Below are 13,505 nucleotides of genomic sequence, written 5' to 3' on the forward strand. Positions count from 1 at the left end.
CGGGCAGTGCGCTTCAGACGAAGCGCCCGCTGCCGTCGCCGCCGAAGCGCGGCGCTAGGCCTCCCAACGCACGCGGTGCTCGAACGGGATGCACGTCACGACGGTCGCCCCGTCGAGACAGACGGATTCGAACAGCTTCGGCTTCAGGCAGCCGCGGTCGATCAGGTAGTCGAGGATCTGCTCGAACTCCGCTTTGCGCAAACCGAACCGCTCGCTGAGATCCGCATAGGAATACGTCCGCCCCTCTTCAAGCGACTTGCAAACGCCAACCACCATGAAAACCGCCTTTCGCCAACCTGTACCGAAACCATGATACCATAAGTTAGCTATTGTTAACTTATGGGCACCAATAGCACGATTTCCTCACAGCACCTTCGCCCAAACAAAGGAAGCGCCCGAAGGCGCTTCCTTGACTGCTTGATCGCCATGCGCGATGCAAACGCTATTTCTCTGCGTTCGCCAGCCCCTCATACGATCCCTCGAGCGGCAATCGATCCAACTCGTCGTATTCTTCGAGCGCCTGGGGTTCTTGACCCGGTATGTCCTCGTGTCCCGGCAGGATCATATTGAGCAGGATGCCCACGATCGAGCCCACTGCCAAACCGGACAGCGAGATGGTGATCTCCCCGACGGGAACCACGATGGCACCTGCAGCGCTGTAGGCGATGCCGAGCGAAAGCACGAGGATGAGCGCGGTGATGATGACGTTGCGGCTCTTCATGAAGTCGACGTGGTTCTCCACGAGGTTGCGGATGCCGACCGCCGAGATCATGCCGTACAGCACGAGCGAGACGCCGCCGATGACGCAGGCGGGCATGACCGAGATGACCGCCGCGAACTTCGGGCAGAACGAGAACACGATAGCGAAAACGGCAGCGATGCGTATAACGCGCGGATCGAACACGCGCGTGAGCGCAAGCACGCCGGTGTTCTCGCCGTAGGTCGTATTGGCGGGCGCGCCGAACAGCGACGCGAGAATGGTGGCCAGGCCGTCGCCCAGAAGCGTGCGGTGCAGACCGGGTTCGGCGATGTAGTTGCGGTTAACCGTCGACGAGATGGCCGAAACATCGCCGATGTGCTCGATCATGGTAGCGAACGCGAGCGGCATGATGGTGATGATGGCCGTGATCGCAAGGCCCGCGTTGAAATCGGCTCCGAAGATGGAGAACACCGTATCGCTCCACTGGAAGGGAGCGCCGATCCATGCGGCCTCGGCCACCGGCGTGAAGTCGACCACGCCCGCAACCGCCGCCACGACGTAGGACACGATAACGCCGAGGAGGATGGGGATGATCTTGATCATGCCCTTGCCCCAGATGTTGCACACCACGATGACCGCAATGGCAACGATGGCGATGGCCCAGTTGGTCGAAGCGTTGCCGATCGCCGAGCTTGCAAGGATGAGGCCGATCGCAATGACGATGGGGCCGGTGACGACGGGCGGGAAGAACCGCATGACGCGCGTGGGGCCGAATATCCTGAACAGCGCCGACAGCACGAGGTACAGAAGACCCGCGCAGGCAACGCCCAGGCAAGCGTACGGAAGCAGGTCGGCCTCGCCGTTCGGCGCGATAGCGGCATAACCCGCAATGAACGCAAACGACGAACCGAGAAATGCCGGCACCTTGCCCTTGGCCAGCAGGTGGAACAGAAGCGTTCCCACGCCGGCGAACAGGAGCGTTGCCGACACGGACAACCCCGTCAACGTTGGCACGAGGATCGTCGCGCCGAACATGGCAAACATGTGCTGTAAACCGAACAATGCCATTTTCGGCGCACCGAGCGTACGCGCATCGTATACCGCATCCGGGCTGTCTTGGGCCCCCATAGTGGGCGTTGGCTTGTTTTTGCTCACGTGTCATCTCCCCTTCTTACGAAACGCCGCGCACGGCGGCTGTTCGGTTCCGTCCGAACCCAATCTTCCAAATTGTGCCACAAAGGGAAGGTCTTGGTGACGTCAAAGGAAAAAACGTGCGAGCGATACGGTGGAAGTCGCTGACCGTCGAGCGAGAAAAACCCAACCGTCCTCGCGTGCGGCAGAAACCGGATCAAGCGATGAGGTCGAGCGCTTTGGGAGCGGGAACGCTGCAGCACAGCGCATGATAGGCCCCCGGTTCGGCAACGATGAAATCCCTGAACTCGACGCGGCCGACGATGGCGTCCCAGTGCTTGAGCACAAACCAGGCGATGTCGGGGTCGTACATCGAACCCGCATTGAGGAATATTTCCTGTACGCACTCGCGCGGCGCCATCGATTTCTTGCACAGCCGCTTTCCCAGCATGGCATCGATCGAGTCGCACACCGCAACGATGCGGGCACCGAGGGGAATGCGCTCGCCCGCCAGCCCGTCGGGATAGCCCGAGCCGTCCCAGCGTTCGTGATGATGCAGAACGATCTCGGCGACGCCGTCGAGGCTCTCGCATCCCGAAAGGATGTCGTAGCCGATTCTCGGGTGGTTGCGCAGTAGCGCGTGCTCGGCAGGCGTCAGACGGGCGTTTCTCAGAAGGACTCTGTCGGGAATGCCGATCTTACCGATATCGTGTACGTGGGCCGCCATGTGGATGGTCGCCGTAACGTCGTCCGGCAAACCCATGAGAGAGCATGTCCTCTCAGCCATATCGCCCACACGCAACGAGTGCTCGGCGGTATGCGGGTCACGCGCTTCAAGAGCCGAAACAATGCTCTGGATCAGATCATGCAACAGCTTTGACGTCTGCTTCGTCGTGCAGGTTTCGCACGTGAAGTCCAACGCCCCGTTGGCGTCCGCCGCCCCGAACTCCATCATGACACCCATGCCCCTTTCAATTGTTAGCTATAGATAACTTTATAGCACAGCAGCGCAACCGAGGCAATGGCCGCAGCGCGCCACACGCCGAAAGAACGGTTGCGGTTTCGGAACGGGAACCGCCGTCCGCGTCAGTCCCGCCAACGCGCCCGCAGTTTTCGCACGCACGCCTGCCGACGGAAGAAACCAACGGTTTCGGAATGCGTGCGTTTTCTTCCCCTACCGTTTTTTTCCTTGACTTGATCCCCCTTCTCGCCTATATGTTAACCATAGTTTACTTTGTTCGACCGCCAGCTGGTCAACTTACCCAAGCGCAGCGCGCGACATCCCTCCGTGAGATTCGCCCGTCTACGTGGATAAGGAGCGTTATGGAAGAAAAGACCACGCCGATCCGCTCGCTCGAGCGAAAGATCGTGCGCCACTGCACCCCGACCCTTGCCTGCCTTAAGCCGGCGAATCTCTTTACCGTCCCCCGCAAAGCGGCGAGACTCGAATGCGAGCCGAGCCTGCTCAACACCTGTCGAGCGCGGCTCGAGCCGCGTGGCGTACGTCTCGAGGTTCTCGCACGGCGGGAATCGGGAGCGTTGCTGCTCGTCTACCGCCCCGCCATCCTCTGCGAAAGCATCCGGCAACCCAACGTGGCATCCTATCTCAGAAAAGCGGGGTACGACCCCGATTGCCTCGCCGGCTGCATCGAGCGTTTGCACCATCGCATCTGCGGGACCGATCTCGAAAGCAGGCTGCGCGGAACGTGCGAGTTCCCCCACGAGATCGGTTTCTTCCTCGGATACCCCTTCGATGACGTCGTCGGGTTCATCGAGCATCGAGGCGAGAACAGCCTGTGCAGCGGCTGCTGGAAGGTGTACGCGAACGCGCACGACGCACAAGCCTGCTTCTGTCGATTCAGGAACTGCACGAACCTCTACCAGAACCTCTTCGACGGGGGCGCAACCCTCGAAAGCCTCACCGCATGCGACAGGACCGTCTCGGTAACCGACTCAGTAAAGGAGTTTGCACTATGAAAAACGTAGCAATCGTCTATTGGAGCGGCACGGGCAACACCGAAGCCATGGCTCAGCTCGTCGCCGAAGGCGTTCGGGGCAAGGGAGCGCACGCCGAGCTCATCTGCGCAAGCGATTTTGGCCCCAACAGACTCGACGCGTTCGATGCCTACGCGTTCGGCTGCCCTGCCATGGGCGACGAGGAGCTCGAAGATTCTGAGTTTTTACCCATGTACGACGAGGTGGAGCCGCTGCTCGCAGGCAAACCCGTCGCGTTGTTCGGGTCATACGACTGGAACGACGGAGAGTGGATGGAGCTATGGGAAGATCGCGCCGTCAGCGCAGGTCTCGAGCTCGTCGACTCGGTCATTGCGAAGGACTATCCCGACGATGAAGCGACCTCCGAATGCGTGCGCCTCGGGGCGCTGCTCGCAGCGTAGCCCCCGTCCAAAGCGCCTTAGGCCGCAGGGCTTCGTTCTCACAACGAAGCCCTGCGCCGTTTCTATATCGCCCAGCTCGCACTCTCGCTTTGAAGTTCGACCATGCGCCGGTACACGCCGCCGGGCTGCGCCATCAATTCTTCGGGCGAGCCTTGTTCGGCCACCGAGCCTTCCTTGAGAACGACGATCTTGTCGGCATTGGCCACCGTGCGCATGCGATGAGCGATCACGAGCACCGTTTTGTCGGCCAGCAGGCGCGAGAGCGCCGCCTGCACCTGGCTCTCGTTTTCCACGTCGAGCGATGCGGTCGCCTCGTCCAAGAGCACGATCGGCGCATCCTTCAAAAGAGCGCGCGCAATTGAAATGCGCTGGCGCTCGCCGCCCGAAAGACGCGTGCCGTTCTCTCCGATAAGCGTATCGTAGCCTTGCGGCATACGACTGACGAACTCATCGCAGTTTGCAGCCCGAGCAGCGGCAAGAACCTCCTCGTCGGTCGCACCCCGTCTTCCCAGGCGAATGTTCTCCCTTACGGTATCGTCGAACAGCACCACGTCTTGGAACACTTCGGCGTAATCCGACAGCAGCGTTTCAGGATCAACCCCCGACACATCCACGCCCCCCACGAGCACGCGGCCCGAATCGACGTCCCAAAACCGCGCCGCAAGCTTCGCGACGGTCGACTTCCCCGAGCCGGACGGCCCCACAAGCGCCGTCACTTCGCCTTCCTTCGCGCAGAAGCTCACACCTTCGAGCACGCGCTCGCCCGTCTTGTACGAGAACGTCACATCGTCGAATACGAGATCGTGGCCCGAAGGCGCAAACGTCGACGAACCGCGCATGGCCTCTTCGGCGGCGATGTCCTGCGTGCGGCGGATCGAAAGCTTCATGGCCAGAAGTTCGCCGATCGATTGCAGGATGATGTTGACCGGGTCGTACACGCGCGTAACCACGAGCAGAAACGCAAAGTACGTCATGAAATCGACCTGGCCCGAGACGAGCAGCGCAGCACCGACGAAAACGGTCGTACCGATGCCGAGCTTGAGCAGCGCTTGAGCGGAGGTCACGCACGCCCCCGTCGTCAGCTCCGAGACCACCTGGCCGCGCTCGAACGCATCGAGCTTACCCGACAGCTCGGCGAGGAAATCGCCCGAGCGGTTGGTCGCGCGGATCTCCTGAGCGCACTCGAGAAATTCCTGCACGCCGTCGCTCATAGCGAGACGTGCATCCTCCATGACCTTGGCCTTGCGTTGCTGATGCTTTCCCGATACCGCCATGATGCCGATAGCCGCGGGCACAACCCAGAACGCCGCGAGCGCCAGCCTCCAATCATAGAAGAAAATGCCTACGATGACGATCGCCGTCGATATACCGGTGCCGAACAGCTGCGGCATGACGTGCATGAACATACGCTCCTGATCGGCGCAATCCTTCATGATCGTGTTCGTCAGATCCGATAGGTCGCGCCTGCCGAAAAACGAAAGGGGCAGTTCGCGCAAATGTTCGGCCAGATCGGTGCGCTTGCGAGCGCTCTCATCGTATACCACGTGGTAGGTGTTCGCATACTCGGCCCATTGGGTGAGGGCCATGGCCACGAGGATGGCAACGCAGCCCGCTAGATAAAGCCAGGGATCGGGCAGCGGAGCGTTCCCCGTCAGATGGTTCATGAAATCGTTGACCAGCATGAACAGAATGCCTATGGGAGCCATGAGCACGAGGTTTGCGAGCGTACAGAAAAAAACGCCGCGTTTGAAGTTTTTCGCACCCTGCTCGGTGAGGCCGAATACCCTATGCAGCATGGCCGTCCCCCCTTCCTTCGATGCGCCATGAAGCCGACGTTTGATAATCGGCCCACATGCGGGCGTACAGCCCCCGAGATTCCAGCAATCCGTCATGGGTACCCGATTCGACGAGCTTGCCGCCATCGAGCACGTAGATGCAATCGGCGCCGACGATCGTCGAAAGCCGATGCGCAATCATAAGCACGGTCTTTCCCTCGGTAAGCGTCCCAAGAGCCTTTTGAATGAGCGCTTCGTTCTCGGGATCGGCGAACGCCGTCGCCTCATCGAGCACGATGATCGGCGCATCCTTCAGGATCGCGCGGGCAAGTGCGATGCGCTGGCATTCTCCCCCTGAAAGGTAGATGCCCTTGGTTCCCACCACCGTATCGAGCCCTTGGGGCATCTTCTCGATGATGTCGTCGCACTGCGCCGCATGCGCTGCACGCTCCACCTCGGCACGCGTTGCAGTCGGCTTTGCCGCACGGATGTTGTCGGCGAGGCTCTGTTTGAAAAGATGATCGTTCTGAAACACGAAGGCCACGCGCTCCATAAGCAGGTCGCTCGATATGTCGCGCACATCGACGCCGCCCACGAGCACACGGCCCGCACAAGCGTCCCAGAAGCGCGGCACCAAGCTTGCGGCCGTGGTCTTCCCCCCGCCCGAGGGGCCGACCAGCGCGACCGTGGCTCCTGCCGGTATGCGCAAGGTTACGCCGTCGAGCGCCCATGCGTCGTTTCCGGGATAGCGAAAGCCTACGCGATCGAATTCAATCGAATCGTCAGCAGGAACTTTGGCTCCCTCGACGGGAACCTCCGCCATGAGCGGCGCCCCGAGGATCCCCTCGATTCTGCCGACGGCGTCCTGCGCTTCGGTAACCGCCTGCGAAGCGTACATGACCTTGCTCATCATCATGGTGGTGAGCGCCGAGAAGATGACGTAGAACAGGAAATTCGTGAGAAACACCCCGAAATCGCCCGCCGCATAGGCGAGAAGGATACCCGTCGGAACGAGCACGAAGAACGTCGCGTTGATGGCTACGAGCTGGGCGACCTGGGGCGCCTCGCACATCTTCACATACGCGGTCGCAAAATCTCGGTAGGCTGCGATCGATTCTCGGAACGCCCGAAACGAGTTCACGGTCTGCTGGAACACCTTTACGACGGGGATGCCGCGCACGTACTCGACCGCCGCTTTGTTCATCCGATCGAGTGCGTTTTGATAGTTCATCATGAACGACATGGCATTCGAGTTGCCCTCGCCGTCCTTGTCTTTCATGCCGCCGCCCATCATGAGGAACATGCAAAAAGCCGAAGCGGCTATGGGGATGAGACAGACGAGCCCCATCACCCAGTCGAACACGAACAGTACCGCCAAATACGCGATCGGCGTCACAAGCGCACCCACAAAATCGGGGATGCGGTGCGCAAGCACGCCCTCGGTAAGCCCCGTCGACCCCTCGATGATGCGGCGCAGCTCGCCGGTCGAACGCGCGCTGTAGAACCCGAGCGGCACCTTCGCAAGATGCTCGAGCGCCGCCTTGCGCATGTTCGTGGCAGTGCGAAACGCTGCAAGGTGCGTGCACATAAGCGCGCAGAAGTACACGATAAGCCCCGCAAGCGCGCATCCGAGCGCCCCAGCGCCGTATAGCGGGGCGCTTTGGGCGGCGGCCCAATCGGGGGCGACGGCCACAAGGTCGCGCACGACGAACCACACGCACACGAGCATTGCGATGGACAGAAGCGCGTTTACCGCCGAAAGCACGCAGCCCAAAATCGTCAGCCGTTTATGCGGTCCCGCAAAATCGAGCAACCGCATAAGGGGGTTTTTCCGGTGAGATGCTTCGGAACCTGAAACGCCAAAAGCTGCGCCCGGGCCCCGGGATGGATGGGTTTGCGGCGTCGAGCCCGCATCGTCGGCCATAAGATTTCCTTTCTCTTGCTGCAACGCGCCTGCGGGCCGCATCGGATGAAACCTGCGATGCGGCCCGCATAGAGCGAGTCCCATTTGTTAGATTAGGCAAACTATAGAACGACCAAGCCGAAATAGAGCACCGCCTTGCGCCGAATTGACGATGAAGCCGAAATACCGGCGCATCATTCCGAAAGCCATGCCCTCACGCGGCGATGCGGGCGAAGTGCTTGCAAAAAAGCCTCGAGCCGATCCAGCCGCCGATAAGCGGACACACCGCCGTTGCAGCCAAGGCAACCAAAGCAAGCGGGCTTTTCGTGAAATCGACCAACGTCTGGCCGTACTCGGCGCTCATGCCCATTTCCACCACCATATCCACGTAGGATTGCCCCGCCATAATCACCATGGATTCCTGCCCGACCCAAAAGCAAAGCGTGAACGCCGCAAAGGCGACGATGCTGCGCGTTGCGGTCCTCTTGTCCCCTGCCCCGGCAATGGCTTCGGCTGCGAGACCGCCCACCACAATGCCAGCGGGGCCCGTCCACACCATGCCGAGCAGCAGCGCGACAACCGCTACGAGCACCGCCATAACGGCGAATGCGCCGCGCTTGGGCACCTTGGCGGCTACGTACATCCAGACGATACCCGCAACGAGCGACCCTGCCGCATGGGTGAACCAGAACGCGTTCGCGTTCATGCCGAGCACCATCGAGAAGGCGAAGAAAACCAAAAACATGAGCAGGCCGAACACGGCTATCGTAATGTAGTCTTTTCCAACGAGTTTTCCCGAGGCGTTCCCAGCCCCCACTACCGTACTTGGTTTTTTTGCTTGCACAGCGCTTCCCATAATGCGTACTCCTTTTCTCTTGCTACCGGATTTCAGGCTTTCAAGCCTGTTGGTTCAACCGCCGAATCCGAGAATGCTTCTGATTCGAGGCAATGTTGATGTGTCGACGGGGAAGGTTTCCCCGATGACGCCGTCAGAGAGGTGCAGGACCGACTGGCACGCCGTTTCGATGAATTCGAAATCATGCGTTATGACGATGGCGCACGTACCCGATTCGCACGCGAGCCGCAGCTCGCGTGCGACCCGCTTCATGTTCTCGCAATCGAGTCCGCTTGTCGGCTCGTCCAAGACGAGCAGTTCGGCACCCTGAGAAGTCCCCGCCGCGATGGCAAGCCGTTGGCGCTGCCCGCCCGAAAGCGAAAGGGGATGGCGATCGGCGAGATGAGCAAGCCCGAACCGTTCGAGCGCTCCGTCAACCGTATCGTCGATTTCACCAGGTTCCCGCTTCGAACCCCCTTGCCCAAGCGCGCTTTCGAGCTCGCCGCGAACGCTGGAGGCGAAAAGCTGGTATCCCGGTTCCTGCATAACAAGAAAAGCGTGCTCGGGGCGCGCACGGCGCTTCGGTACGGTCGCTCCGAATCTTACGGTTCCCGCCGACTCTCGGTGAAGGCCGACCAAGCAGCGCGCAAACGTCGTCTTGCCTCCGCCGTTTCTCCCGACCAAAGCAACGATAGCGCCCCGCTCCACCGATGCTTCGACGCCCTTGAGAACCTCGGGGCCCGTCCGATAGGAGGCGCGGAGATTCTCGACCTCGAGCCCCACACCGCCCGCATCGCCTCCGAGGAAAGCAGGCGGCAAGCCCGTCTGCTCGATATTCCAAGCGCGCAGCCCGAGCCGCGCGAGCTCCCCCGCATCCAAACGGGAGAACGACGACGCATCGCAATCGAGGTCGATTCGGCCTTCCCGCATAACCACCACCCTATCGGCAACTTCCGCAAGCCACCACAATCGGTGCTCGGCTACAATCACCGTTTTCCCAAGCGCCTTCAGTCGCGCGATGGTGCGGGCGAGCAGGCGCATCGAGGCGACGTCAAGGGAAGCGGTCGGCTCGTCGAATACGAGGATGTCGGGCCCCATGGCACACGCGGAGGCGATGGCGACCATCTGCCTCTGGCCTCCCGAAAGGGCAAAGATGTCGCGGTCTTTCAGATGCCCGATCCCGAGCATCCGAAACGCCTCGTCGACACGGCGACGGATATCGTCGCGCCGCAGTCCGAGGTTCTCGCATCCGAACGCAACCTCAGACGTGGTATCAAGGTTGAAGAACTGGCTGCGTGGATTCTGAAACACCGAGCCGACCCGACGGCACAGCTTGTCGGCGGACCAGTCGGTAAGCGACGTGCCCGCTATGCCCACCCCGCCCTCGAGCACTCCGCCGTAAGCAGCGGGGATAAGCCCGTTCACCAATCGCGTCACCGTTGTTTTCCCGCAGCCCGACGATCCCGTAAGCACGATGCATTGCCCCCAGGGAACCCGAAGCGTCACGCCGTCGAGAGCGCGAACCCCCGGATCCGAAGCATACGAGAAGCAGACGTTTTCTATATCGACGGCGAATTCGGCTCTCCCTGCCGCCTGCTCTGGCGCGCTCATGCGACCACCCCGGTCTTCGCGAGGGCAACGGAGGCGGCGATTGCGCAGAACAGGAGCAAGAATACGGCATCGATGCCCGAAAAGCGCAAATCGTAATACGACGTTCGCGGCTCGTCCGAGTCGATCCCGCGCACTATGGCCGCGTTCGAAAGCTCATCGGCCACGATCGCAAGCCTGCTCATAACGGGAATCAAAAGGTTTTCCACCGTTGCCGCAGGACGACGCAGGATCGAAGCCGGCGTAAGGGCGAATCCGCGAACCTTCATAGCCTCAACAACCGATACGAACTCCTTTCCCATCGTGGGGAAAAAGCGCAATGCAACGCACAGCCCGCATATCATGCCGCGCGGAACACGGATGCGCTGCAAAGCCGAGGCCATCTCGCCCACACGCGTCGTTGCGATCATGTTCGAAGCGAACATTCCCACACAGAACACCCGACGAAATGTGATGATCATGGCGGCAAACGATGCTGTTACGTCATTGGGAAACCGCACGATAGCGTACCCTGCCGCAAAGATAACCGCGTAAGCAGCAAGCCATCTGAACATGGCAGAGCGTCGGCCGCACCACCCCATGACCGCGGCGCACACGACAACGGCGCTTATCTCGACCAGGCGATTCGTCGGCGCAAACGCGATCAGGTTGAGTAAGACGAGAATCGAAAGAGACACGCGCGGATCAAGTCGGCGAGCGGTCCTTGGGGATTCGGTGCCTTCGTGCAGCCATGTGCTTGCCGCAACGGCTGCATCTGATGTATGCTTAAAGTTAGTCATGGCTAATAATTTAGCGAATCGCCCGAAAGGTATGCAGAACGATGACAGAACGCGACGTTTCAGACGAAATACCCAACGATCATGCCGAAATGAAACGCACCTTTCCCAAGGCTCGCTTCGATACGAAATTCGATGCGCTTTTCGTGCCCCAGGCTACCGCCTTACACGGCATTCCCATCGAGCCGCCTCTGCGGGGACGGGTCGGAAGGCTATGGGAGATCGACGAATCATTCGGCAACGGAACCTACTGGTTCTATGCCATCGACGACATAATGGGTGTCGCGGTGTACGACTTCATCTTCAAAACACCGCTCGAGTTTTCCTGCGAAACGCCCGACTTCTTCTGTTTCGGATCCTACGGCAAAAACATGGTGCCCTACTTTGGAAAGAACACCGACCCCGCCGATAGGACGCTGCTCGGCTACGCATGGGCAGGCCAGCCCTACGTTCAGACAACTAAGGCAGACGAACAGTACGATGTAACGAGCATCGTGCTTTTACCCAAAGCAATGCAGCTCATGAGCATGCGCTGCCACTGCGACCCGCTCGTTCTCTCCCGCGCGATAGCTTCGCTCGACGGAAACCGCGACGTGCTGGGGCTCAACCAAGTCTTTGACGAAATACGCCAAGCTCGGCCGAGCGCCGTGACGGCGCATGCGTTTTACGAGGCGAAGATCACCGAAGCGGTCTCGCTTTTGCTCGACTGGAACCTGCTGCGCGCCCAGGAACCCCGCAATGCGCTGCGCCCGTCCGACCGCAGCGCGCTCAACCGAGCGCGCACGCATATCGAAAACAACGTCGAACGACATGTATCAACCGATGAAATCTGCAGGATAGCCTGTGCGAGCCCAAGCAAGCTCACGCGCCTCTTCAAGCAGGCCGAAGGCATGACGCCCCAAGAGTACGCTCGGTCGGTTCGCATGGATCGGGCATGCCGGATGCTCGAAGAAACCGACATTCCCCTTTCGGATGTAGCGGAAAAGCTCGGTTTCGCGCGTCAGGGCAGTTTTTCGGAAGCTTTCAAAGAACGTTTCGGCGTAACCCCGAGAGAATTCAGAGCAAGACGACGAGCGAACGCCTAGGCGCACAACGTGTTCGCTTTCGATCGGCATCCGGCAAAGGCGCAGCGAATCTGCATCCCGAAACAGACGGCTTTGCCGTCGCACCGCCCCGATCCTTTGCTATACTCGTCCTGTTTGTTAGCCATTGGTTACTATTCGACGCGGCAAGCAAGCAGACAGTACCGCATACCAGCCTTCAACCAGCGAGGAGACATCGGTGAATCAGCAGGATTCACGCATACGCACAACCGCATCATCGTTGATCGAGCATCTCGCGCTCGTAACCCACGCCGAGCCGATCGCCGACCCCCTCGGCTGCGGGGGCGCGACCGTTTCATGGCACATCACTGCACCCTACGGTCATGGAACGCTCTGGTGTTTTTCCATCGACGACGCAACCGCCCTCTTTTCGTGCGACTTTGCGGTTGCCCAGGCCGTCAGAACCTCAGCCCGCGCCCTCGACTGCTTTCTTTTCGGCACCTGCACCCGGCTGCCCGGCCCCCGCACCGCTACGTCGAACCGCGTAAACCGTGCTCCCGTCGGTCGAGTTCAGCAAGCTTGCGCGCCTCCCCCCATGATCGACATCGCGGCAAACGAGACCGTCGAAACGTACGGCATAGCGCTGCTACCCCCCGCCGTGCGCAAGCTCAGCCTTGCATGCCACTGCGATCCACTCGTACTCACTTCGGCGATCGCCGCACTCGATGGCACGCACGCCATTCCCCCGCTCGTCAAATCTCTCGACGAAATAAGGACTGCACGGCCGGGAGCGGTTGCTGCTCCGGCTTTCTTCGGGGGCAAAGTCTTAGAGTGCACAGCGCTTCTCGTCGACTGGCAGGTAGCACGCACGCACTATCCGAATGCCGCGATGAGCAAAGCCGACCGCGCTGCGCTCGCCCGCGTATTCGACCACATGAAGGTCAACCTCGATCGACCCGTTTCAACCGAAGAGCTCTGCCGCATCGCCTGCATGAGCGCAACGAAGCTCACCGGGATATTCAGGCGGGCCGAAGGTAAAACGCCCCAAGAGCACCTGCGCGACCTTCGCATGGACCGAGCGTGCAAACTGCTCGCGACTACCGATTTGACGATGGCCGAAATCGCCGCATCGATCGGATACACGAGACAAAGCAGCTTTTCCGAAGCCTTCAAGAGCTGTCAGGGCATCAGTCCACGCGAGTATCGCACCCTCAAAGGGCCGCAGTAACCGTTGCCGAACCGTTATGTTGGTTTCATGCAGCACTTGTGGCGCTTCGCTGCAAGATTCGTCCAAGCTGCTGCGTTCCCATTCCGTTTCGGATAGCATACTGCCCGTTC

At 60.5% G+C, this 13,505-nt stretch carries 12 protein-coding genes; 4 read left to right on the forward strand and 8 right to left on the reverse strand.

Features of this window, described 5'->3' with window-relative positions:
• Positions 1-54: 54 nt before the first annotated feature.
• The 3 genes from MWL89_RS09105 to MWL89_RS09115 form a co-directional block, all read right to left on the reverse strand.
• Positions 55-276 carry a hypothetical protein gene (locus MWL89_RS09105; RefSeq protein ID WP_102377978.1) on the reverse strand — a complete coding sequence of 74 codons (222 nt, stop codon included), beginning with the start codon at positions 274-276 and terminating at the stop codon, positions 55-57.
• 166 nt (positions 277-442) lie between these two features.
• Positions 443-1,855 (reverse strand): uracil-xanthine permease family protein, encoded by a 1,413-nt coding sequence (locus MWL89_RS09110; RefSeq protein WP_102377977.1) that lies wholly within the window; start codon positions 1,853-1,855, stop codon positions 443-445.
• A gap of 193 nt (positions 1,856-2,048) precedes the next feature.
• Positions 2,049-2,786: an HD-GYP domain-containing protein gene (locus MWL89_RS09115; RefSeq protein ID WP_244385793.1), complete on the reverse strand. Its 738-nt coding sequence runs from the start codon at positions 2,784-2,786 to the stop codon at positions 2,049-2,051.
• Between the two features lie 368 nt (positions 2,787-3,154).
• Between MWL89_RS09115 and MWL89_RS09120 the strand changes: the two genes are divergently transcribed.
• Together MWL89_RS09120 and MWL89_RS09125 are read left to right on the forward strand one after the other, a co-directional pair.
• Positions 3,155-3,808 (forward strand): DUF3793 family protein, encoded by a 654-nt coding sequence (locus tag MWL89_RS09120; RefSeq protein ID WP_244385794.1) that lies wholly within the window; start codon positions 3,155-3,157, stop codon positions 3,806-3,808.
• Positions 3,805-4,227, forward strand: a complete 423-nt coding sequence (locus MWL89_RS09125; protein ID WP_102377975.1) for a flavodoxin — start codon at positions 3,805-3,807, stop codon at positions 4,225-4,227. Before MWL89_RS09120 ends, MWL89_RS09125 begins: the two co-directional genes overlap by 4 nt.
• A gap of 62 nt (positions 4,228-4,289) precedes the next feature.
• Here the strand turns inward: MWL89_RS09125 and MWL89_RS09130 are convergent, their stop codons facing one another.
• From MWL89_RS09130 to MWL89_RS09150, 5 genes are all read right to left on the reverse strand, one after another.
• A complete protein-coding gene (locus MWL89_RS09130; RefSeq protein ID WP_244385795.1) occupies positions 4,290-6,023 on the reverse strand; it encodes an ABC transporter ATP-binding protein in 1,734 nt (577 codons plus the stop codon).
• Positions 6,013-7,821, reverse strand: coding sequence for an ABC transporter ATP-binding protein (locus MWL89_RS09135; RefSeq protein WP_102379508.1), 1,809 nt, complete (start codon positions 7,819-7,821; stop codon positions 6,013-6,015). The genes MWL89_RS09130 and MWL89_RS09135 overlap by 11 nt, the downstream gene beginning before the upstream one ends.
• Positions 7,822-8,119: 298 nt before the next feature.
• On the reverse strand, positions 8,120-8,761 hold the full coding sequence (locus tag MWL89_RS09140) for an MptD family putative ECF transporter S component (protein WP_244385796.1): 642 nt from the start codon (positions 8,759-8,761) through the stop codon (positions 8,120-8,122).
• Positions 8,762-8,815: 54 nt separating this feature from the next.
• Positions 8,816-10,351: an ABC transporter ATP-binding protein gene (locus tag MWL89_RS09145; RefSeq protein WP_244385797.1), complete on the reverse strand. Its 1,536-nt coding sequence runs from the start codon at positions 10,349-10,351 to the stop codon at positions 8,816-8,818.
• Complete coding sequence (locus MWL89_RS09150; protein WP_279611912.1) at positions 10,348-11,127, reverse strand: energy-coupling factor transporter transmembrane component T family protein; 780 nt, start codon at positions 11,125-11,127, stop codon at positions 10,348-10,350. Before MWL89_RS09150 ends, MWL89_RS09145 begins: the two co-directional genes overlap by 4 nt.
• Before the next feature lie 41 nt (positions 11,128-11,168).
• Here MWL89_RS09150 and MWL89_RS09155 point away from each other — a divergent pair, with 41 nt between their 5' ends.
• Positions 11,169-12,209, forward strand: coding sequence for a helix-turn-helix domain-containing protein (locus MWL89_RS09155; protein ID WP_102377970.1), 1,041 nt, complete (start codon positions 11,169-11,171; stop codon positions 12,207-12,209).
• 196 nt (positions 12,210-12,405) lie between these two features.
• On the forward strand, positions 12,406-13,395 hold the full coding sequence (locus MWL89_RS09160; RefSeq protein ID WP_244385799.1) for a helix-turn-helix domain-containing protein: 990 nt from the start codon (positions 12,406-12,408) through the stop codon (positions 13,393-13,395).
• Positions 13,396-13,505: the final 110 nt, after the last annotated feature.

The sequence above is a fragment of the Raoultibacter timonensis genome (genome assembly GCF_022845715.1).
Classification (GTDB): domain Bacteria; phylum Actinomycetota; class Coriobacteriia; order Coriobacteriales; family Eggerthellaceae; genus Raoultibacter; species Raoultibacter timonensis.